Genomic DNA, 21,455 nt, shown 5'->3' with positions numbered 1-21,455 from the left:
GTGTCCTGCCGGTCCCTCGCCGTTATCGCGCCGGAAACCGGTCCCCGCGGCGGGTGGGTGAGGGTTCCGCTGGGCAAGAAGGGCGCATGGGTGACGTCTTCCTTCGCCGGCTGAGCCGCTGGCAGGCCGACCAGTACCGCGACCAGCTCGCGGACCTGCACGTCGCGGCGTACGACGGCGCGGCGCACGGCGTTACGGCGCGCGACGCCGCTCCCGTGCGCGACGCCGCGGTGCACGACGCCACGCCCGTGCGCGACGGCGCGCCGTCCGCGGAGCCGCACGGCCGCGGCGCCCCCGTGCCCGGCCCCGGGCACGGCCCCGGGCACGGCCCCGGGCACGGTCCCGGGCACAGGGAACCGTACGTCGAGCCCTTCCACAGCCGCAGCCGTTTCCGGGAACGACTCGCCGAGCACTCCGCGCGGCCGGGCTTCGACCTGGTGATCGCGGACTCCGGCGGACGGCCGGTCGGCTGCGCGTACGGCTATCCCCTGCCGCGCGACAGCGACCGGTGGCACGGCTTCGCCGGGCCCGTCCCCGGGCAGCTGGCGGAGCTGACCGCGGCGGGCCGGGTCTTCGCCGTCGCCGAGCTGGTGGTCACGCCCCGCGAGCGCCGCCGGGGCATCGGGCGGCGGCTGCACGACCGGCTGCTGTCGGGCAGCGGCGCGGCGCTCGCGGTGCTGCTCCTCTCCCCCGCGGACGCGCACGCCACGGCGGCGGAGGCGGCCCGCCGGTCCTGGGGCTGGCAGCCGGCCGGCCGGGTGCGGCTGCCCGCAGCGGGGGACGTCGGGGACGCCCTGGAGGTGTTCGTCCGGCCGCTGCGGCGCTGAGCCCGCCACGCCACCGTGGGCGGATGGCCGGAATTCACCGCCGGCCGGCGCCTCCGTCTGACGGAGCGTGAAGTTCCGTGGCCCCAAGTGGGCGTAGGGCCCGTCCCTCGTGCGTGGGGCGGCCGGGAGTGCCTCGCGAGGGTCTGAGCATGCGGGGAATAGGGGGGCGGCTAGCCTTACGTCACCGTCCCCCAGGGGGATGTATACCCGCAACACGGACATTTCATAGCTCCCGAGACACGTGAAGGACTACTCCACATGGGCATTCGGAGTCTGCTGCGGAACGCGTTCGGCCGGTCCAGGACAGCGACGGCCGAGCGAGACGAAGCGAGTCAGCGCGTGCAGAGCGCGCCGCCGTCCGTGCCCGCGCCCGCCCAGGAGCCGGACCCGGGCGCCGAACCGCGGAGCGAATCCGGTACCGAGCCGCGTACGGAGTCTCGTACTGAGCCTCGTACCGAGCCGCGCGCTGACCAGCGCATTGAGCAGCGCGCCGAGCCGGTCGTGGCCCGGCCCCGCATTTCCGCGGAGGAGACCGTTGCCGAGCCCGTCCGCGCCCCGGTGCCGCCGCAGCAGGGGGGCGGGGGCTCCGCGCGCGTGGCGGAGCCGGTTGAGGCGCCGGTTGAGACGTCGGCCGGGACGCCGGTGGCCGGCGGGCCTGTTGCCGGTGATCCGGTCGCCGGCGGGCCGGTTGCCGGCGATCCGGACGACGACCGCGTCCCCGACCCGGGCCCGCTGGATCCGACGCCGCAGCCGGGGCCGACGCCCGGCCCGCGCCCCGGCCCGGGGCCCGTTCCGCCGGAGCCGAGCCCGGAGCCCGAGCCCGAGCCGACGCCCATGCCGAAGCCCAAGCCGATCCCGCAGCCGCATCCCGTCCCGCCGGTCGAGCCCGAGCCGGTGCCCGAGCCCGCCCCCGGCCCGGAGCCGATCCGCAAGCCGGAGCCCGCGCCGGGCCCGACACCGGAACCGGCCCCGGCGATGCCGCCGCAGGACGAAACGCAGGCGTCGCAGTCCCCCGCCATCAGCCTCCGGAAAATGGAGACCCGCGCCCCCGGCCTGATCAGCCTCTACAAGGAGGCCGGCGCCTCCCTGGAGAAGCAGGGCCTGACCGGGCAGCGCGCGGCGGTCTACCTCGTCCTCGACCGCTCCGGCTCGATGCGCGAGTTCTACAAGAACGGCACGGTCCAGCACCTCGCGGAGCAGGCCCTCGGCCTGTCCGCCCACCTGGACGACGACGGCACGGTTCCGGTCGTCTTCTTCTCCACGGACGTCGACGGCGTGGCCGAGGTCGACCTCGGCAACTACGAGGGCCGCATCGAGGAGCTCCACTCCTCCATGGGCCACATGGGCCGCACCAACTACCACTGGGCGATGCAGGCGGTGATCGAGCACTACAAGAAGTCCGGCTCGACCGCCCCGGCGTTCGTCATCTTCCAGACGGACGGCGGCCCGTACAGCAAGCCGGCCGCGGAACGGGCCCTCTGCGAGAGCTCGAACCTGCCGATCTTCTGGCAGTTCGTCGCCTTCGGCGACCCGGAGGGCAAGGGCTTCGACTTCCTCCGGAAGCTGGACGACCTGCCGGTCCCGGAGAAGCGCGTCGTGGACAACGCGGGCTTCTTCCACGCGGGCCGCGACCCGAAGTCCCTCACGGACGCCCAGCTCTACGCCGAGCTGATGGTGGAGTTCCCGGACTGGCTGAAGGAAGCCAGGGCGGCGGGCATCGTCGAGGGCTGAGCCCCGAAGCCCTCCGGGGCGGGCCCGCACCCGCCCCGGAGACCCGCCCCGGAGGCCCGTGCCGGGGCGGGCATCACTACCGCCCCGGCGCCGGAATCTCCACCGTCACCCGCAGCCCCCCGCCCCGGTTCGGCACGGCGCTCGCGCGGCCGCCGTGGGCCCGGGCGATCGACTGGACGATGGACAGGCCCAGGCCCGTGCCGCCGCTGAGGCGTTCCTTGCCCCGGCCGCGCCGGAACGGCTCGAACAGGGCGGGGATGTCGGCCGCCGCCACCACCGGGCCGGAGTTGCGGACCACCAGCCGGCCCGGTTCGACGATCACGTCGACGTCGCCGCCCGGGTGGTTGTACTCGACCGCGTTCCGCAGCAGGTTCCCGGCGAGCTGCCCGAGCAGGACGCGGTTGCCCCGCAGCGGCGCCCGTTCGCTGCGCACGGACAGCCGCACCCCCGCCCGCTCCGCGCGCTCCGCGACCGCCTCGGTCTCCTCGGAGACGACGTCGGCGAGGTCGATCGGGTCGAGGCGCTCCAGGCCGCGGTCGCTGCGGGCGAGCAGCAGGAGGCCGTCGATGAGGCGTTCGGAGCGGCGGTTGGCTTCCAGGAGCGTGGTCCGTACGTGCGCGAGCTCGTCCGGGCTCGGGTCCCCGTCCAGCCCGACCTGGATGGCCGTGCGCTGCACGGCGAGCGGCGTCCGCAGCTCGTGCGAGGCGTTGGAGATGAAGCGGCGCTGGCTCTCGAAGGCGCCCTGCACGGGGCGCAGGCAGCGGCCCGCGGTCCACCAGCCCACCCCGAGCGCCAGCAGCGCCGTCACGAGCAGCGCCGCGAACGACCACATGATCAGCTGCTGGGAGGCGGCGGCGCTGACGTCGCCGGAAATCCGGTACGCCGTCCACGCGCTCACCTTCTCCCCGGGCCGGACGAGCTCGATGGGCACGGCGTTGCGCGCGATCGTCGTCGCCCGCTCCTCCGTGCCGGCGCGCGAGAGCAGGTTCACGGTGAGCAGGAGGGCCGCGCCGAGCACCAGGAAGATCCCGCCGAAGGCCACGGCGATGCGGGTACGGGCCGTGAGGAACGGCCGCCTCACGGGTTTCACAGGGCGTACCCCACGCCCTGCACCGTACGGATCAGCGCCGGCTCCCCGAGCTTGCCGCGCAGCTTGCTCATCGCCACGCGCACCGCTCCGGTGAACGGGTCGGCGTGCGCGTCCCAGGCGCGCTCCAGGAGCTCCTCCGCGCTGACGACCGCCCCGTCCGCCTCCAGCAGCAGCTGCAGGATGGCGAACTCCTTGGGCGAGAGGTCGAGGTCCCGCCCGTTCCGGTCGGCGGTCCGGCGCACCGTGTCGAGCCGCAGGCCCGCCTTCTCCAGCAGCGGCGGGGCCGGCCGCGCGCTGCGCCGCCGCAGGGCGCGCACCCGCGAGATCAGCTCGGGGAACTCGAACGGCTTCGGCAGGTAGTCGTCGGCGCCCAGGTCCAGCCCGGCCACCCGGTCCTCCATCGACCCGGCGGCGGTCAGCATCAGGATGCGGGTGCGGGAGCCGCCCGCGACCAGGTGCCGGGCGACGTCGTCGCCGTGCACGCGCGGCAGGTCGCGGTCGAGGACGATGACGTCGTAGTCGTGGAGGGAGAGGTAGGCGATGGCCGCGTCGCCGCTGTAGACGGTGTCCACGGCGAACCCGGCCCTGCGCAGGCCCGTCGCCACCAGCTCGGCCAGTATCTCTTCGTCCTCGGCGACCAGTACCCGCATGGCTTCCCCTGTCTTCCTCCGGAGGCCGTTGCCTCCGGCTGCTGTGCCTCTCCCTCCCAGAATGCGGTGTACAGCAGGACATGTTTCGCAAACCTCTCCAACGCGCTGCCCGCGCCCCCGGGGAGCCTCCGCGCGCCCCGTGCACGCGGTTACGTTCCGCCGATCGAACAACTACTGTTGGTAATCGCAGAGTCACTCTGCGGATACGGATGCATACGGACACAGGAGCCTTCTCATGGCCGTTCCCGGCGAGGCCGTCCCCAGCGAGGAGGGCGAGGTGCGGACGTCCCACGCGGGCACGTTCGCCTCACTGCAGGACGCCGTCGACTTCGTCACCCTCCCTCCGGGCGAGGGCAGCGGCGAGGCCGGCTTCTCCTACCGGGCGGACGGCCAGGTCGACGTCGTGTACTTCCACTGAGGCCGGTACGTCCACCGAGGCCGGCGGGTGCACGCTGACGGGTGCACACTGACGGTTCAGGCTTCCTCCGGAGCATCCGCCGAGGCTTCCTCCGGGGCTCCTTTGAGAGGGAGGGGGAACCGGGTGGCGGGAGGGGCAGCCCCCGCCACCCGGTCACAACGACCGCCGCGACCGGCTCCCACCCGGCTACGGCCCGGCTCCCACCCGGCTACGGCGCGGGCGGAAGCTCGCCCAGCGCGCCCCCGGCCCGCTCCTGGCGGGCGGCGAGCTCGGCCTTGACCGCGGCGAGCTCCTTCGCGTTCCGCTCGATCTCCTGCCGCTGGTAGGCCGCGTCGACCGTGAACCACACGCCCACCACGTTGTGCTCCTTCTTGCACCGCGCATCGGCGGCCGCCGCCTCCCGCTCCTTCGCGGACGGCTCGGGCGTGCGCCAGGCGGGGTCGGCGCCGGCCTGCAGCGGATCCCCGTACGAAGGGAAGCCGCGCCGCTTCATGCAGTCCGCCCACCGGGCGAGGACGGCGGCCACGCGCGGATCGCGCCTCGCCTTCTCAAAGCTCTCGGCGTTGATCCGGTCGGCGACCGGCGCGTCGCCGCCGGCCTCGGCCCCGTCCGTACGGAGCGCGGCCCGCGCCTCGCCCAGACAGCCGCCGGCGGGGACGGTGCGCCCGTTGACACGCTGACCGCCCTTCGCGGCGCCGCTGCCCGGCTTGGCCTTCGGGTCGTCCGTCCCGGTCAGCACGACGCCCGCCTCGCCGGAGGGGGACGCCGGCGGCGAGGGCGGGCGGGGCGGCGTCCGCGGGCTGCCGGGCGGCGCGAAGCCGTAGCGGGCGGCGTCGGCGGGATCGGTGACGCCGTAGCGGTACTGCGTACGGGTCCTGGGCCGGAAGGGGGTGACGGGGTCGGGCGGCCGGTAGGTGATGCCGAAGCGGTTCATGCAGCGTTCGACGAGGGTGCGCCGGGCGGCGTCGAGCCGGTCGGCTTGGTCATTGGTGAGGAGGTAGGGGTCGATGGGGAGGGAGCGGGAGGCGGCGGATTCCATCGCGGGAAACGCGGAGGGCTGCGGGAGGTCGTCACCGGCAGCCTGGGAACCGGACGACGACGCCCCCGAACAGCCCGCGCCCGCCAGCAGAACGCCCGCCACGGCCACGGCTAGGGCAGCGAAGGCGCCCCGCCCGGGGGGACGGGCGGGGCCACCGGTGCGCGAGAGGGGCTCGGTCACCCGAACTTGCCGGACGCGTTGTCGTTCCGCAGCGACGAATTCAGGTTCGCCGCGCCGCCGGCCGCGATGCGCTGGTGCACGCCCTGGTAGTTCGGGCTGTAGTAGATCGTGATGGCGTTGTTGAAGTCCCAGTTGTCGACCGACGCCGCGTTGTTCCGCACGACCAGGCCCGAGCCGGAGCTGCCGCGCGTCGAACTGCTCGTCACGAAGTGGTTGTTCCCGTAGTTCGGGTCGTCGTCCCACTGCTTGTAGATCGCGCCCGTGTAGTCCGGGTGGTAGAACAGGCACGCATAGCCGGTCGAGCAGCTCTCCGCGAACTGTTCCGCCGACGCGGAAGCCGGCGTGGTGGCCAGAAGGCCCGAACCCGCGGTCGCTATCGCGATCGCCCCGGCCACGGCCAGACGCTTGAATCGCATACGAAAGCCCTCCTGTTTTCGGCTGTTCAGCCGTTCGGCTGTGCTTCGGCTGTACTTCGGCTGTGTGCAGGAAGCGTTCCGTTTTCGGGCGCCATCCTGTCGGGCGCACGGTGCGAAGGACAGCGCCTTCGAACCTCATCGAAACGCGCAGCTCGAATTCACGAGGGCGGACCCGGTCCGGGTGCGCACATGCAACGCCGTGGTGCCGAGCGGGACGGTCCTGAGCAGACCCGCGTCCCGCAGGGCGGACAGGTGATGGCTCACCGTCGGCGCGGAGACGCCCACGCGGCGGGCCAGTTCACCGGCCGTGCAGGCGGTTCCGGCCGCGATGAGGATCCCGGCGCGGGTGGCGCCCATGAGGCGCGCGAGCGCCTTGTCGCCGGGCGGCGGCTCGGACTGCGGCTGGGCGGCCGGGTGCACGAGGACGGGCGGCGCGTCCGGGTCCTCGGGCAGATGCCCCACGCCGTGGCAGAAGTACGACGGCTGGAGCACCAGCCCCCTGCCGCGGAGGTCGTAGTCCCGGTCCAGGGCGCTGCGGACGTGCAGCGTCGGCGGCACCCACCGCATCGTCGGCACGTAGCTGCGGAGCAGGCCGTTGACCCCGCCGTCCAGCAGCGCCCGGATCCTCAGGGCGCGGTCGCCGTCGACACTGGACCGGATGTCCTCCCAGTAGGGATCGACGGCGATCTCGCGGTAGGCCTCGGCCGGCCGGGGGTGCGGCAACCGCGCAAGGACATCGCGGTGCCAGTCGGCGTAGCGCGGCGGCACGACGCGTCTTCGTAAGTGCCGCAGGCTCAGTACGAGTTCCCACCCGGGGTCGGGCGCGGTCGCCACCCGGGTGTTGAGGAGATCCGTGTCGGTGAAGTGAATACGCAGCACCGCGGCAGAGTGTCAAGGACGGTACGGGGACGCCAGGCGAAATGCGGCTCGGGTGCACTTTGGCCGACTTCGCGCCGTCCGCACGCCGTCCGCGCTCCGCTCAGGTCCCGGGCGATCCGCCGCCACGGGCGATGGCCCGGAGGCGGGTGACGCGCGTGCGGACGTCGGCGGGGTCGGGCCGGTCCGGGGGCGGCTCGACGCCGCGGCAGGCGCGGCAGAGGCCGTCGGGCAGGGCCTCGGGCGGGCCGGGGATGCCGCAGACGGTGCACTCCATCATCCAGCGAGGCTGGGAGGGCCGCGCCGGCGGTACGGGTTCCGCCTGCGCGGCGGGCGGAAGCAGGGGAGGCACCCTGTCGATGAGCCTCTTGCGGGTGAAAGCACCCGGGCATTGGACGACGTCCGGGAGGTCGTGCGTGAGGATCCGCGCGAAGGCCAAGGGCGTGATCCCCCGCGCGAACCACTCGGCGGCGAGGGCTTCGAGGGCGGCGCACTCCGCTGCCGACAGGGTCAGGCGGGGGTCGGAGCAGCCGAGGGTGGCCAGGGCGATGTAGGCCTGGGAGCAGGTGGATTGCGGCTGGGGCCGGGGTGGTTGCTGGGGCGGTTCCTCGGTGAGGGGCGCGGAGGCGGCGGGGGCCGCGGGCGGGCCCTCGGTGCGCGCCAGGAACGCGTCCCACCAGGCGTTGTCGCGGGCAGTCCGGGAGAAGAACCAGCGCGACACCCACTGCGTACGGCCCTCGCCGACGACGCGCCTGATGCGGCGCAGGTGACCGGCGTCGTTGAGGGCTTTGAGCGCTGATGAGACGGCCTGCTGTCCGTAGGCGGGCAGCTCCTTGGCCAGGGTCTTGATGTCGACGGCCGCGCCGTCGGGCAGCCGGTCGATGTGGGCCGCGATGTACGCCTCGCGGGTGGGCAGATGCGCGAAGTCGTCCCGGCCGCGGGGGGCTTGATCGGGAGCGGAACGCTTGCCGAAGCCGGGAGAGGCCATGGGGGCAGGGGTAAGGTTGGCAACAGCCATGAGATCAGGCCCTTGATCTTGGTGGTCAGACCCCGGCTTGGTGTTGGTAGCACCGGCCGGGGTCGCTTTGTTGTGGCGCACGCTACACGGCGAGCGCGCGGCGTGGCGACTCGGTTGCGGAAAGTCATATGGGTGTGCTTACGCGCGCGCTTGTGCGCGCTTGTGCGCGTCCGCGCGAGGCTTGGGTGGGAGGGTGGGGAGTAATCCTCCCTCCCATTCCGTGTAGGGATCGCTCGGATCCCGACCCCCGGATCCCGAAGCTCGGCGCGGCGGACGTAGGGCGGGTTGAGCGGCGCCGAACTGCCCCTCTCTGGTGCCGAACCCCGAGCGTCGGGGGGTGTGGTGTGTGGTGCGGATCCGTGGTTCGGGTGCGGGTCAGAACAGGCTGGCAGCAGGGGGAGGGGTGGGGGGCGCGGCTCCGTCGGGTGTCCGTCGCCCGGTGGGTGGTTGGCCGCCGTACTCCTGCCGTCACGGATGCGGGCGCGTGAGGAGACCTTGCGCATGCGTTGTGGCTGAGGGGGAGCTGGCTGCTGCCGCGATGTGGTTTCTCCCGTCGTGGGCGCTTCGCTAGGCGCGCCTAGCGTTGTGGCCGGGCGGCCGACTGCCCCGTGGAGGGTGGTTTCTGCGATGGGGGCCACCAGGTGGGGCAGTTGAGGCGTACGGCTGCCGTCCTCGGCGCGCTTGTACGCCGTGCGGCCGCCGGACCGGGCGACTTCCGGCCCCCGCAGCCGGGTGGCGGGGCCCATGAGGCGGAGGCCGCCCGGTGGGGCGGTTGAGGCATGCGGTTGGCGTCCTTGGCGCACTTGTACGCCGTGTGACCGCCGGACCGGGCGACTTCCGGCGCCTGCAGCCAGGCGCTGGGGCCAGTGAGGCGGGGGCCGCCGCATGGGACGGCCGAGGCATACGGCCCACACCTTCCGCGCACTTCTACGCCACCCAGCCCCGCCCCGGCCGGTGGATTCCCGCGCGGACACCCCCAGAGCACTCGACCGCCGCGCACTACCGCCGAGCCTGGCAACTTCCGCCCCCGCAGCCGGACGCTGGGGCTCGTGAGGCGGTGCCTGCCGCGTGGGGCGGTCGAGGCATGCGGCCGACACTTTGCGCGCACTTCTACGCCGCGTAGGTCCGGTCTGGCCGGTGGATTCCCGGGCCGCTTCCCCCATGGCACTCGGCCGCCGGGCACTGCCGCCGGGCCGGGTGACTTCCGGCGTCCACAGCCGGGTGGTGGGGCCCGTGAGGCGGGCGCCGCCACATGGGACTGCCGAGGCATGCGCCCAACACCTTCCGCGCACTTCTACGCCGCCCAGCCCCGCCCCGGCCGGTGGATTCCCGCGCCGAGAAGGCACCAGCCCACCACCACCCGCACTCGCCCGCCCAGCCACGACGGCGGCGAGCCGAGCGAAGCGCCCACGACGGCCCCCACCACATCGCGGCAGCAGCCAGCTCCCCATCAGCCCAGGCCGATGGGGAGGTCTCCTCACGCGCCCGCATCCGTGACGGCAGGAGTACGGCGGCCAACCGCCCACTCAGCGACGGACACCCGACGGAGCCGCGCCCCCCACCCCTCCCCCTGCTGCCAGCCTGTTCTGACCCGCACCCGAACCACGGATCTCCGCCCAGCGGGGCCTTTTATGCCGCGGCGATGTAGGTAAGGAACCCGGCCCAGGCGGGGGCGCCCACGGCGAGGTGGCAGCCGGACCTTCTTTTGGAGTCGCGTATGTGCACGGCGGGATGCTCGATGGCTATCTCAACGCACGCGTCTCCCTCTTCATCGCTGTAGCTGGACTTGGACCACATCAACGTGCTGGTCATAGCGTTTCCACCATCCGTTCGATAGAGCGCACGGTGTCGTTGGGACTGAGCGCCTGGGCACTGAGGCGCCTAAACCTCTGTTCCAGCCGATTGACCTCTGCGGGGTCGTCGGCCAACTCACTCATGGACTGACCCATTACGTAGGCGACGCGCTTGTATTCCGGCATCTCCAAAAGAACCATGGCGCCACCAAGCGCACTGGAAACAGCATTCTCAAAGGGCAGCACCTGCAAGATGACATTCGGCAACTTCGCGGCATCAATAAGGTGCAGAAGCTGCCCCTTGTGAGCTTCAGGGCCACCCATCGGGCAACGCAAAGCCGCCTCATAAATGATGAAGTTGAACGACAGCATCGGCTTTCGATGCAGCCGCTCTTGGCGAGCCATCCGCACTTCAAGCCTGCGCTCAACTACCTCATCGTCCGCGGGGGGCCACGTCCCGCCCAGGAGGGCACGCGCGTAGGCCTCGGTCTGCAGCAGCCCCGGGATGAGCGTCGACTCGTACGAGCTGTGCGCGACAGCCTCGGCCTCACGCTGCATGAAATCCCGAGACCTCGCCGGATACTTTTCCCGCGTGAGATACGAAAGCCCGTCTTTCAGCTTTCCCCTCGCCCCGAAAAGCTCATCCGCAATCTCCGCCATCCGCGGCGGACACGCCCGCCTCCCCTGTTCCACAGACCGCACCATTTCCGCGGAATATCCCACCGCCTCAGCAACCTCCTCCCTCGACATCTCCGCTTCCTGCCTCCACATCATGAACTGCTTGCCGAAGTACCGATGGTTGCCCGGCAGAAAGACCTCACCCATGCCCGTACGCCCTCCCCTGTTACCGATGGCATACCCTCTGGCCAAAGATTCCGCACATCACTGGCCGTATCCATCTCGTGACCGCTCAGGCTAGCCATCCCGGGGCATGAATATGGCGTGAGCAGAGAAAATCCCCCGCCCATCCCTCTCAGCTACGCAGTAGACACCCGTACCAACCGCCTCGGCCAGGTCGTGGACCAGGACCCCCACGCCGGCCGCGTGCACCTGCGCCCACCTCAAGGCGGCGTGGAGTGGGACTGCCCTCCCGAACACACCCGCCCCGCATCTGAAGCGGAAGCGCTCCGCGCCCGCGTGGCGCGGCTCAACGCACTCAGCAGGTGGGGGGTGCTGTGACCGCGCCACCGCCCCGGACGCCCCGAACGCCCCGCGCCGTCTACCGCTACGGCACCTGGACCCTCGCCCCCGACCGGGAGCCGGACGCCGAGCCCGTCACGTACGCGATGCAGTGCGCCGTGTGCGAGGAGAAGTCCGACCCCCAGGAGGACCTCGCCGCCGCCCAGACGTGGACCTTCCGGCACGCCGGGCGGCACCCCTCCCACCACACCTACCGGGAGGTGATCACCCGGCCCTGGCGGGCCTGGATGGCCTGAGGGTCGGGCCTGGACGGCCTGAGGAGCGGGCCTGGACGGCCTGAGGAGCGGGCCTGGACGGCCTGAGGAGCGGGCCCGGACGGCCTGAAGAAACGGCGCGCGGTCATCCCTGGTCGCTCGGATACGCTAAAGGTCTCCATATACACCCGCGACCAGGGAGCAGCCGCAATGGCTCGACACCTCATCACCAGCGCCCTTCCGTATATCAACGGGATCAAGCACCTGGGCAACATGGTGGGGTCCATGCTCCCGGCGGACGTGTACGCGAGGTACCTCCGCCAGACCGGCCGCGAGACGCTCTACATCTGCGCCACCGACGAGCACGGGACCCCGGCCGAGCTGGGTGCCAAGGAGCTCGGGCTGCCCGTGGACGAGTTCTGCACGAAGCAGCACGACGCGCAGAAGGCGATCTACGACGGCTTCGGTCTGTCCTTCGACTACTTCGGCCGCAGCTCTTCCCCGGAGAACCGGGAGATCACCCAGCACTTCGCGCGGCAGCTCCAGAAGAACGGGTTCATCGAGGAGCGCTCGATCCGCCAGGTCTACTCCCTGGCGGACGGCCGCTTCCTGCCCGACCGCTACATCGTCGGCACGTGCCCGCACTGCGGCTACGACAAGGCCCGCGGCGACCAGTGCGAGAACTGCACCCGTGTCCTGGACCCGACGGACCTGATCGACGCCCGCTCGGCGATCAGCGGCAGCAGCGAGCTGGAGGTCCGCGAGACCAAGCACCTGTTCCTGCTCCAGTCGAAGCTGCAGGGCGAGGTCGAGGCGTGGATCGACGAGCACGGCAAGGACTGGCCGGTCCTGGCGTCCTCGATCGCCCGCAAGTGGCTGACCGAGGGGCTGAACGACCGGGCGATCACCCGTGACCTGGACTGGGGCGTGCCGGTCCCGGCGGACACGTGGCCGGAGCTGGCGGCGGAGGGCAAGGTCTTCTACGTCTGGTTCGACGCCCCGATCGAGTACATCGGCGCGACGAAGGAGTGGGCGGCCCAGGACCCGGAGAACCGGGACTGGAAGTCCTGGTGGTACGAGGCGACGGACGTCCGCTACACCCAGTTCATGGGCAAGGACAACGTCCCGTTCCACACGGTGATGTTCCCGGCCACGCAGCTCGGCGTCCGCGAGCCGTGGAAGAAGGTCGACTACGTCAAGGCCTTCAACTGGCTCAACTACTACGGCGGCAAGTTCTCCACTTCGCAGAAGCGCGGCGTGTTCACGCACGACGCCCTGGAGCTGCTGCCCGCCGACTACTGGCGCTACTTCATGATGGCGAACGCCCCCGAGTCGGACGACACGTCGTTCACGTGGGAGCTGTTCTCGGCCACCGTGAACAAGGACCTCGCCGACGTCCTGGGCAACTTCGTGAACCGCGTGCTGTCGTTCTCGAAGAAGCGGTTCGGCGACACCGTCCCGGCCGGCGCCGAGGCGGGCGAGGCCGAGGCCGCCCTGGGCCGCGAGATCGCCCAGCTGCTCCAGGAGTACGAGGAGCACATGGAGGCCATGCAGTTCCGCAAGGCCGCGCAGGCCCTGCGGGCGCTGTGGAGCGCGGGCAACGCGTACCTGGAGACCAAGGCCCCCTGGCTGGAGATCAAGACCGACCCGGAGGCGGCCGCGCTGACGCTCCGTACGGCCATGAACCTCATCCACCTCTACTCCGTCGTGTCGGAGCCGTTCATCCCGGCGTCGTCGGCGGCCATGCGCGCGGCGTTCGCGCTGGCGGACGACACGAAGACGTGGGTCACGGCCGACGAGGCCCGCTCGCTGTCCTTCGTCCCGGCCGGTACGTCGTTCGAGGTCCCGCCGGTGCTCTTCGCGAAGATCACCGAGGACGACCTGGCGGCCTACCGCGAGCGCTTCGGCGGCGGCGAGGAGCCGGCGGCCTAGCCTCCCCGCGCACCAGCCCCGAGGGCCCGGAACCGTACGGTTCCGGGCCCTCGCCCGTACGCGTTGATGGATCGGTAATCGTCCGTTGAGGCCGGCCGAGCAAGCTGAGGGCCGCACTTGTACGGGGGTAGCAGGAGACGAGGAAGAGCAGTGTTCAAGAAGCCGATCACCATCAGCGTGCACGCCACCGACGAGCTGGCAGGGGCCCGGTTCGCCCGCGAGGTGCGGGCGATGCTGCCTGAGGTGCGGGTGGTCCGGCGCGACGAAGAGGGGGACGTCGGTTTCGTCCTCATGGGGGCCGACGACCCGGCCGCGGCGGCCACGATGCGGCGGCTGACGCGCGAGGGCGGGACGGCGGTGGTGCTGGTCGCGGACGAGCTCGGGGACGGCGAGCTCATGGCCGTGGCGGAGTACGGCGTGCGGTCCGTGCTGTGGCGCCCCGCGATCACGCGCCGGCAGCTGTCGCGCGCCGTGCACAACGCCGCCGGATGCTGCCCAAAGCTGCCCATGCTGACCGCGCTCGTGTGACACTTCCGGCATGGTGACGACAGAGCGTGCCATCCCACCCCTGACGGCCGATGAGCGCACCACACTGGAGAGTTGGCTGGACTTCCAGCGCGCCACCCTCGCGCGCAAGGTCGCCGGCCTGACCGACGAACAAGCGCGGGACGCGGCGGCACCCCCGTCCACGCTGAGCCTGCTGGGCCTCGTGCAGCACATGGGCGAGGTGGAGCGGCAGTGGTTCCGCAGAGTGCTCCGGAGCGAGACCGCGCCGCCGCTGTACGGGCCGGGCGCGGGCGGCGAGGCGAGATCCGCGGAGGATCTGGGCGATGCCGACGCGGGCCTGGCCGTGGCGCCGGACGCGAGTCTCGCGGAGGCCGTGGCCGTGTGGCAGGAGGAGATCGCACGGGCCCGCGCCACGTGCGCGCCCCTGTCGCTGGACGCGGTGGGGAGCGTGAAGGGGCGGGACGTGTCCCTGCGGTGGATCTTCCTGCACATGATCGAGGAGTACGCGCGGCACAACGGGCACGCGGACCTGCTGCGGGAGCGGACGGACGGCGCGACGGGCTATTGAAGCCCTTCGCCGGACCTGATCTTGACCTCAAGTCAGGTTGAGCTCTTAGCGTTTTCGTCATGACGACGGAACGCGAAACCCTCGACACCGCCCCCGGCACCGCCACCACCGGCACCGGCACCGCCACCGACGCCCCGCTCGACGTTCCCGCTCTGGCGGCCCAGCCCGTCGCCTACTGGACCTGGGCCGCCACCGAGGCACTGCTCGACCACATCCGCGGCGCGATGGCCCACGAGGACGTCACCCAGCAGCAGTGGTGGACGCTCAACCACGTCGACGGCGCGGAGAACGGCCTCACCCGCGCCGAGGTCTGTGAGCGGCTGGAGCCCTACCTCAACGGCGTGACGCCCGGGGCGATGGGCCACGCCGTCGACAGCCTCCTCCGCCGCGGCTGGCTCGTCGCCGGCGACGCCGGCCGCCTGACCCTCACCGGCACCGGGCGGGACGCCAAGGCCCGGATCAAGACCGTCGTCTCGCGGCTGCGCGCGGAGATCCACGAGGGCATCACGGACGAGGAGTACGCGGCCGCGCTCACCGTCCTCCAGCGGATGATCAGCAACGTGGGCGGCACGGCCACGCCGCGTTGAAGACGGTGCGCCCCCGGGCAGGACGCGTACACGCAAGAGCCCCCGCGCCGAGAACGGCGCGGGGGCTCAGCACGTGCTCAGCACGTAAGGGCGCGTACTACTTGACGACCGGCTTGCGGATCGACAGGTGGAGCTCCTTCAGGCGGGACTCGTCGACCTCGCTCGGGGCGCCCATCAGCAGGTCCTGCGCGTTGCCGTTGAGCGGGAACGCGATGGTCTCGCGGATGTTCGGCTCGTCGGCCAGGAGCATCACGATGCGGTCGACGCCCGGGGCGATGCCGCCGTGCGGCGGGGCGCCGAACTTGAAGGCGCGCAGCATGCCGCCGAACTCGCGCTCCACGTCCTCGTTGGAGTAGCCCGCGATCTCGAAGGCGCGGTACATGACCTCGGGCTCGTGGTTGCGGATGGCGCCGGAGGACAGCTCGGTGCCGTTGCAGACGATGTCGTACTGCCAGGCCAGGATGTCCAGCGGGTCCATCGTGTTCAGCGCCTCCAGGCCGCCCTGCGGCATGGAGAACGGGTTGTGCGAGAACTCGATCTGGCCGGTGTCCTCGTTCTTCTCGAACATCGGGAAGTCGACGATCCAGCAGAACCGGAAGACGTTCTCCTCGAACTGGCCGGCGCGCTTGGCGGCCTCGACGCGCACGGCGCCCATGATCTTGGAGACCTCGTCGAACTCGCCCGCGCCGAAGAAGATCGCGTGGCCGGGCTCCAGGCCGAGGCGCTCGGCGAGGGCCTTGACGTTCTCCTCGGTGAGGAACTTGGCGATCGGGCCGGTCAGCGCAGCCTTGTCGGGGAGTCCTTCGCCCACACGGACCCAGGCAAGGCCCTTCGCGCCCTGCTCGACCGCGTACTCGCCGAGGCCGTCGAAGAACTTGCGGGGCTGGTCACCGGTGGCCGGGACGGCCAGCGCGCGGACGTGCTTGCCGGCGAAGGCCTTGAACTCCGAGCCCTCGAAGACGTCGGAGACGTCGACGAGCTCCAGCTTGGCGCGCAGGTCCGGCTTGTCGGAGCCGTACTTGAGCATGGCCTCGCGGAAGGGGATCCGCGGGAAGGGGGAGGTGACGTGGCGGCCGTTGCCGAACTCCTCGAAGAGGTCGGTCATGACCTTCTCGATGACCTGGAAGACGTCCTCCTGCTCGACGAAGGACATCTCCATGTCGAGCTGGTAGAACTCGCCCGGCGAGCGGTCGGCGCGGGCGTCCTCGTCGCGGAAGCAGGGCGCAATCTGGAAGTAGCGGTCGAAGCCGGCGATCATCAGCAGCTGCTTGAACTGCTGCGGGGCCTGCGGCAGGGCGTAGAACTTGCCGGCGTGCAGACGGGACGGCACCAGGAAGTCGCGCGCGCCCTCGGGGGAGGTGGCGGACAGGATCGGGGTGGCCAGCTCGTTGAAGCCGAGGTTGGTCATCTTCTCGCGGATGGAGGCGATGACGGCGGAGCGCAGCATGATGTTGCTGTGCATGCGCTCGCGGCGCAGGTCGAGGAAGCGGTACTCCAGGCGGCGCTCCTCGTTCACCCCGTCCTCGGTGTTGATGGTGAAGGGCAGCGGCTCGGCGGCGCCCAGGACCTCGACGGCGGAGACCTCGACCTCGATCTCACCGGTGGGGAGCTCGGGGTTGATGTTGTCGGCGCCGCGGCTGACGACCTTGCCGTCGATGCGGACGACGGTCTCCTTGGTGAGGTGGCTCAGGGCCTCGTTGGCGGGGGTGCCGGGACGGGCCACGAGCTGCACCAGGCCGTGGTGGTCGCGGAGGTCGATGAAGAGGATGCCGCCCAGGTCACGCCGATTGTGCAGCCAGCCGCTCAGTCGCACGTCGGTGTCGACGTCAGCCGCACGGAGCTCGCCGCAGGTGTGGGACCGGTACCGATGCATCGTTCATCCAAGTCGTGATCGAGGGCGTGGGCTAGCGTGCCTGCAGCACGGGGCTCGTGCTTGCGGCACGGGGCTAGCGTGCATACAACACGGGAGCAAGCGTACTGCGCGCTTGTGAAGATCCGCCCACCGTACCTTCGGTGGTCTCCCTTGCGCAGACCTGCATAAAGTAGGGCAATGCGCACCGAGGACGTACTGGCCGCCACCGCGACCGGCCTGTGGCACTGGGACAACGCCACGCGCATCGCCACCTTCGACGCCGAAGCCTCCCGGCTGCTGGGCCTCCCCGCCACCCGTACGGAGCTGACCGAATCCGGGACGAGGGCGCGCTTCCACGCCGTGGACTGGGTGGAGGTCCAGGGCGTGATCAGCCTGGCCGTGGCCGAGGGCACGCTCACCGAGGCGCGGCTGCGGGTGGTCGACGACAAGGGCCGGGTGCTGCGGACGGTGCGGGCCCGGATGCGGCCGCAGCTGCGGGCGGCGGCCAAGGGCCGGGTGGACTTCGTGATGGTCGGCACGGTGCAGGAGGTGCCGGAGCCGCAGCCGGGCACGTCCGCGAGCCGCACGCCGATGGTCACGGGCGACTGGCGGCGCAATAGAGAAGCGTTTCTGCTGGATGCGGGGCGGGCGCTCGCGGAAGCCCGCTCCACGGCCGAGGTGCTGCGGGTGGCGGCCGGGCTGTCGATGCCCGGCTTCGAACCGTCAGGGCTCGCGGTCTTCAGCTCCGAGGGCGGCCGGGTGCGGGTGATCGGGCACCACGGGTACACCCCCGGCAGCGCGGACACGTTCCTCGACCTGCCCATGGACGCCGCCTACCCGGCGGCCGAGGTCATCCGCACCGGCCGGGGCATCTACCTGCCGACTCCCGAGGACTACCAGCGCCGCTTCCCCACCGCCTGGAAGGACATCGCGCGCTTCGGACGGCAGTCGTGGGCGTTCCTGCCGCTGATCAACGCCGGGCAGGTCATCGGGGCGTGGATGGCCGGGTTCAGCGTGCCGGTGTCCTTCACACCCGACGAGCGGGCCGTGCTCACGACGGTGGCCCGCATGCTGGCGCAGGCCCTGGGCCGGGCGAGCGTGCACGAGTCCGAGCGGGAGCTCACCGTCGGCCTGCAGCGCTCCATGATGCCGACGCTGCAGCAGGACATCCCCGGCATGGCCGTCGCCGCGCGGTACGTGCCGACCGGCGGCGGGCTGGAGGTCGGCGGCGACTGGTACGACATGATCCCGCTCCCCCTCGGCCGGATCGCCCTCGTCATCGGCGACGTGCAGGGCCACGACGTGCGGGCCGCCGGGCTCATGGGCCAGCTGCGGATCGCCCTGCGCGCGTACGCCTCGGAAGGCCACCACCCCGACGCCGTCCTCTCCCGCGCCTCCCACTTCCTCGCCGGCATCAACGCCTCCGAGACCGAGGGCGAGGAGGGCGAACCGCGCTTCGCGACGTGCCTGTACATCGAGGTCGACCCGGAGAGCGGGCGGCTCGTCATCGCCCGGGCCGGCCACCCGAACCCGGCGATCCGGCTGAGCGACGGCACCATGCTCGTCCGCAACACGGCCGGCGGGCTGCCGCTCGGCATCGACCCCGACACCGACTACCCCACCACGCGGCTCGTCCTCGAACCCGGCGAGACGATGCTCGTCTGCACGGACGGGCTGATCGAGACGGGCGGGCACGACCTGGACAGCGGCTGGAACCGGCTGCGCGAAGTGATCGAGGGACAGCCGCTCGACCTCGGCGGAGGCGGCGGCGGGCCCGACGGCAGCGACCTGGAGGCGCTCGCGGACGCCCTCGTCAAGGCCGTCCACGGGCCCTCCTCGTACTACACGACCGGGCCGCTCCTGGACCGGCGCGAGGACGACATCGCTGTCCTGCTGCTCGCCCGCGAGGGCGGCGCCGTGGGCGCGGGCCCGGCGGCCGTGCCGCACCCGGTGCGGCGGACGGTCCTGAGCATCGCCCAGGCCGAACCGGAACGGATCGCCGAGGCGCGGCAGCAGATCCGCGACCTGATGCACGACTGGCCCGATCCCGACCAGACCGACTCCGCCGTCCTGATGGTCTCCGAGATGGTCACCAACGTCCTCGTCCACACGGACGGGGACGCGGTGCTCATCGCCCGGATCAGCGGCGAGCCGGGGGAGCGGTGCGTCCGCGTCGACGTCTCGGACAGCAGCGACGAACTGCCGCACCGCCGGCACCCCGGCGAGATGGCGTCCTCGGGCCGGGGCCTCGTCCTGATGGAGCTCCTCGCCGCGGCGTGGGGGGTGGACCCGCGCGGCGAGGGCAAGAACATCTGGTTCGAGCTCTACGAGAAGGACGGGGGACCTGCGGTCGGCTAGGCCCACTCGGGGCCCGGCAACCCACTTCCGCCGCGACGGCGAGCAACCACCGGCAACGTGACCGGCGGCGCCGAGGCGGCCTGAGGCCGTACGGCACCGCCGCAATCCGCCGCGGGGGCTGAGCTCCCCCAGCTACCGCTGGGAGGTGCCCCCAGCCGCGGCGGGTTCATGGGTACAGGCACCCATGAACCCCGGCCCGCCCCCCGCAGGGGCTCCGCTACGCCGGGATGACCCCCAGCCGTCCCGCCTGGTAGTCGTCGAAGGCCTGGGCCAGTTCGGCGTGGGTGTTCATGACGAACGGGCCGTAGTGCTGCATGGGCTCGCGGATCGGCCGCCCGCCCAGCAGCACGACCTCGAACCGCTCGCTGCGCGAGTCCTGCTTCTCCGCGGCCCGGATCGTCAGGGAGTCTCCGTCGCCGAAGACGACGGTCCGCCCCTCTCCGAACGGACGCCCCTCCGCACCGGCCGCGCCGTGGCCGGCGAGCCCGTACGCGAGCGCGTTGAAGTCGGACCGCCACGGCAGCGTGACCTCCGCCCCCGGGCTCACGGAAGCGTGGATCATCGTGATCGGGGTGTGCGTCGCGCCGGGCCCGGTGTGCCCGGCCACGTCGCCCGCGATGAGCCGCAGCAGCGCGCCGCCGTCCTCCGACGCCAGCAGCTTCACGCTGCCGCCGCGGATGTCCTGGTACTTCGGCGCGATCATCTTGTCCTCGGCCGGCAGGTTCACCCATAGCTGCAGGCCGTGGAAGAGGCCGCCGCTCATGACGAGCTCCTCCGGCGGGGTCTCGATGTGCAGCAGGCCGGAGCCGGCCGTCATCCACTGCGTGTCGCCGTCCGTGATGACGCCGCCGCCACCGTGCGAGTCGCGGTGCACGAACGTGCCGTCGATGATGTAGGTCACCGTCTCGAACCCGCGGTGCGGGTGCCAGGGGGTCCCCTTCGGCTCGCCGGCCGCGTAGTCCACCTCGCCCATCTGGTCCATCATGATGAACGGGTCCAGGTACTTGTAATTGATCCCCGCGAAGGCCCTGCGCACGGGGAATCCCTCGCCCTCGAACCCCGACGGAGCCGTGCCGACGTACAGCACCGGCCGCTGCGGGGCGCCCGCCGCGGCGGTGACGCGCGGCAGGGTCAACGGGTTCTCGACGGTCACTGCTGGCATGACGACCTCCTCGGTTCGTTCACGTTTCAATTTAGTTGAAGGATGAACAACCCGCAAGGACCCCGCATTCCCCACCACCGGAACCGCGCCCCGGATCATGGACACTGGATCAATGCGCCAGAACGCCAGCGGGCCCCGCCCGGCCGCCCTCACCGCCCTCGTCGCGGCGGTCCTGGGGCTGGCCGCCGCCGGGCTGATCGTGGCGAACCAGGGCCTGGCCACGGACTCCCCCGTGGCCGACGGCGACGCCTCGGGGCACTACGCACAGCCGAAGGCGCAGGGGGACGAGACGGCGGAGGCGATGCGCTCGGCCGTCCGCAGCGAGAACGGCACGGCACCCATCAAGCCCGCGAGCAGCGGCGGAACCGACCCGCTCCCCACCTCGGACCCCCTGCGCGCCACCGAATCCGCACCGTCCCCGGCCGTCGGGCCGCTGTTCTACACGGGCCAGGGCGCACCGGGGCACGGCTGCAGCGCGAGCGTCGTGCACAGCCCGAAGGGCGATCTGATCGTCACCGCGGCGCACTGCGTCTACCAGGACGGCTTCCGCACGGACATCGCCTTCGTGCCGGGCTACCGCGACGGCGTCGCGCCGTACGGGGTGTGGGTGCCGGCGTCCGTGGACCTCGACCCGGAGTGGGCGGCAGACCGCGACCCGGACCACGACGTGGCGTTCCTGCGGGTGCGCCGGCCGGGCGCGGACACGCGGGCGATCGAGCAGGTCACCGGCGCGGAGCGGATCCGCTTCCGGCCGCCGGTCGGGCAGCAGGCGCGGGTGACGGGCTACCCGGTGACCGAGGAGCGCCCGGTCTCCTGCCAGAACGCCACGAAGTCCTTCAGCCCCACCCAGCTGCGGTTCGACTGCGCGGACCTGCCCAACGGCACGAGCGGCGGGCCCTTCCTCACCGACGTCGACCCCGCGACCGGGCTGGGCACGGTCAACGGGGTCGTGGGCGGCCATGACGAGGGCGGCGACGAGGAGACGTCGTACAGCTCGTACTTCGGCGACGGGGTCGAAGCCCTCTACCGGAGGGCGACGACGGCGGGCTGAGAGCCC

At 71.9% G+C, this 21,455-nt stretch carries 20 protein-coding genes; 10 read left to right on the top strand and 10 right to left on the bottom strand.

Features of this window, described 5'->3' with window-relative positions:
- Positions 1 to 86 precede the first annotated feature (86 nt).
- Entirely contained in the window at positions 87 to 827 is a 741-nt protein-coding gene (locus B7P34_RS10705; protein WP_106675614.1) for a GNAT family N-acetyltransferase, read from the top strand.
- 834 nt (positions 828 to 1,661) lie between these two features.
- The gene (locus B7P34_RS38420) at positions 1,662 to 2,558 is read left to right on the top strand and encodes a vWA domain-containing protein (RefSeq protein ID WP_286157467.1); all 897 of its coding nucleotides are present in this window, start codon (positions 1,662 to 1,664) and stop codon (positions 2,556 to 2,558) included.
- Positions 2,559 to 2,634: 76 nt separating this feature from the next.
- Here the strand turns inward: B7P34_RS38420 and B7P34_RS10695 are convergent, their stop codons facing one another.
- Together B7P34_RS10695 and B7P34_RS10690 are read right to left on the bottom strand one after the other, a co-directional pair.
- Positions 2,635 to 3,648, bottom strand: a complete 1,014-nt coding sequence (locus tag B7P34_RS10695) for a sensor histidine kinase (RefSeq protein WP_106675612.1) — start codon at positions 3,646 to 3,648, stop codon at positions 2,635 to 2,637.
- Complete coding sequence (locus B7P34_RS10690; protein ID WP_106675611.1) at positions 3,645 to 4,298, bottom strand: response regulator transcription factor; 654 nt, start codon at positions 4,296 to 4,298, stop codon at positions 3,645 to 3,647. The genes B7P34_RS10695 and B7P34_RS10690 overlap by 4 nt, the downstream gene beginning before the upstream one ends.
- A gap of 235 nt (positions 4,299 to 4,533) precedes the next feature.
- Here B7P34_RS10690 and B7P34_RS10685 point away from each other — a divergent pair, with 235 nt between their 5' ends.
- Positions 4,534 to 4,716, top strand: coding sequence for a hypothetical protein (locus B7P34_RS10685; RefSeq protein WP_106675610.1), 183 nt, complete (start codon positions 4,534 to 4,536; stop codon positions 4,714 to 4,716).
- Positions 4,717 to 4,924: 208 nt separating this feature from the next.
- Here B7P34_RS10685 and B7P34_RS10680 read toward each other — a convergent pair whose 3' ends face one another.
- From B7P34_RS10680 to B7P34_RS10655, 6 genes are all read right to left on the bottom strand, one after another.
- Entirely contained in the window at positions 4,925 to 5,857 is a 933-nt protein-coding gene (locus tag B7P34_RS10680) for a hypothetical protein (protein WP_146166789.1), read from the bottom strand.
- Between the two features lie 74 nt (positions 5,858 to 5,931).
- Positions 5,932 to 6,351, bottom strand: coding sequence for a peptidase inhibitor family I36 protein (locus B7P34_RS10675; RefSeq protein ID WP_106675608.1), 420 nt, complete (start codon positions 6,349 to 6,351; stop codon positions 5,932 to 5,934).
- 135 nt (positions 6,352 to 6,486) lie between these two features.
- Positions 6,487 to 7,230 carry an ArsR/SmtB family transcription factor gene (locus B7P34_RS10670; RefSeq protein WP_106675607.1) on the bottom strand — a complete coding sequence of 248 codons (744 nt, stop codon included), beginning with the start codon at positions 7,228 to 7,230 and terminating at the stop codon, positions 6,487 to 6,489.
- Positions 7,231 to 7,330: 100 nt separating this feature from the next.
- Positions 7,331 to 8,215 (bottom strand): MarR family transcriptional regulator, encoded by an 885-nt coding sequence (locus tag B7P34_RS10665; protein ID WP_106675606.1) that lies wholly within the window; start codon positions 8,213 to 8,215, stop codon positions 7,331 to 7,333.
- 1,659 nt (positions 8,216 to 9,874) lie between these two features.
- Entirely contained in the window at positions 9,875 to 10,057 is a 183-nt protein-coding gene (locus tag B7P34_RS10660) for a DUF397 domain-containing protein (protein WP_223267717.1), read from the bottom strand.
- Entirely contained in the window at positions 10,054 to 10,863 is an 810-nt protein-coding gene (locus tag B7P34_RS10655) for a helix-turn-helix domain-containing protein (RefSeq protein WP_106675605.1), read from the bottom strand. The genes B7P34_RS10660 and B7P34_RS10655 overlap by 4 nt, the downstream gene beginning before the upstream one ends.
- 350 nt (positions 10,864 to 11,213) lie before the next feature.
- On the opposite strand from B7P34_RS10655, the gene B7P34_RS10645 reads away from it, so the two are divergent.
- From B7P34_RS10645 to B7P34_RS10625, 5 genes are all read left to right on the top strand, one after another.
- Complete coding sequence (locus tag B7P34_RS10645) at positions 11,214 to 11,474, top strand: hypothetical protein (RefSeq protein WP_106675603.1); 261 nt, start codon at positions 11,214 to 11,216, stop codon at positions 11,472 to 11,474.
- A gap of 168 nt (positions 11,475 to 11,642) precedes the next feature.
- Positions 11,643 to 13,364 (top strand): methionine--tRNA ligase, encoded by a 1,722-nt coding sequence (gene metG / locus B7P34_RS10640; protein ID WP_106675602.1) that lies wholly within the window; start codon positions 11,643 to 11,645, stop codon positions 13,362 to 13,364.
- Between the two features lie 150 nt (positions 13,365 to 13,514).
- Positions 13,515 to 13,892, top strand: a complete 378-nt coding sequence (locus B7P34_RS10635; protein WP_106675601.1) for a response regulator — start codon at positions 13,515 to 13,517, stop codon at positions 13,890 to 13,892.
- A gap of 10 nt (positions 13,893 to 13,902) precedes the next feature.
- Positions 13,903 to 14,439, top strand: coding sequence for a DinB family protein (locus B7P34_RS10630; RefSeq protein ID WP_106675600.1), 537 nt, complete (start codon positions 13,903 to 13,905; stop codon positions 14,437 to 14,439).
- Between the two features lie 59 nt (positions 14,440 to 14,498).
- Positions 14,499 to 15,026, top strand: a complete 528-nt coding sequence (locus B7P34_RS10625; RefSeq protein ID WP_223267716.1) for a MarR family winged helix-turn-helix transcriptional regulator — start codon at positions 14,499 to 14,501, stop codon at positions 15,024 to 15,026.
- Positions 15,027 to 15,123: 97 nt separating this feature from the next.
- Here B7P34_RS10625 and aspS read toward each other — a convergent pair whose 3' ends face one another.
- Entirely contained in the window at positions 15,124 to 16,899 is a 1,776-nt protein-coding gene (gene aspS / locus B7P34_RS10620; protein WP_106675599.1) for an aspartate--tRNA ligase, read from the bottom strand.
- A gap of 177 nt (positions 16,900 to 17,076) precedes the next feature.
- Here aspS and B7P34_RS10615 point away from each other — a divergent pair, with 177 nt between their 5' ends.
- Positions 17,077 to 19,236 (top strand): ATP-binding SpoIIE family protein phosphatase, encoded by a 2,160-nt coding sequence (locus tag B7P34_RS10615; RefSeq protein WP_106675598.1) that lies wholly within the window; start codon positions 17,077 to 17,079, stop codon positions 19,234 to 19,236.
- Between the two features lie 217 nt (positions 19,237 to 19,453).
- Here B7P34_RS10615 and B7P34_RS10610 read toward each other — a convergent pair whose 3' ends face one another.
- On the bottom strand, positions 19,454 to 20,398 hold the full coding sequence (locus B7P34_RS10610) for a pirin family protein (RefSeq protein ID WP_106675597.1): 945 nt from the start codon (positions 20,396 to 20,398) through the stop codon (positions 19,454 to 19,456).
- 112 nt (positions 20,399 to 20,510) lie between these two features.
- On the opposite strand from B7P34_RS10610, the gene B7P34_RS10605 reads away from it, so the two are divergent.
- Positions 20,511 to 21,449, top strand: a complete 939-nt coding sequence (locus B7P34_RS10605) for a trypsin-like serine peptidase (RefSeq protein WP_106675596.1) — start codon at positions 20,511 to 20,513, stop codon at positions 21,447 to 21,449.
- The last annotated feature ends 6 nt before the right edge of the window (positions 21,450 to 21,455 follow it).

The sequence above is a fragment of the Streptosporangium nondiastaticum genome, assembly GCF_003011965.1.
GTDB classification, from domain to species: domain Bacteria; phylum Actinomycetota; class Actinomycetes; order Streptomycetales; family Streptomycetaceae; genus Streptomyces; species Streptomyces nondiastaticus.
Note: the sequence above shows the minus strand (reverse complement) of the source record. Positions and strands in the feature narration are given on the sequence as shown.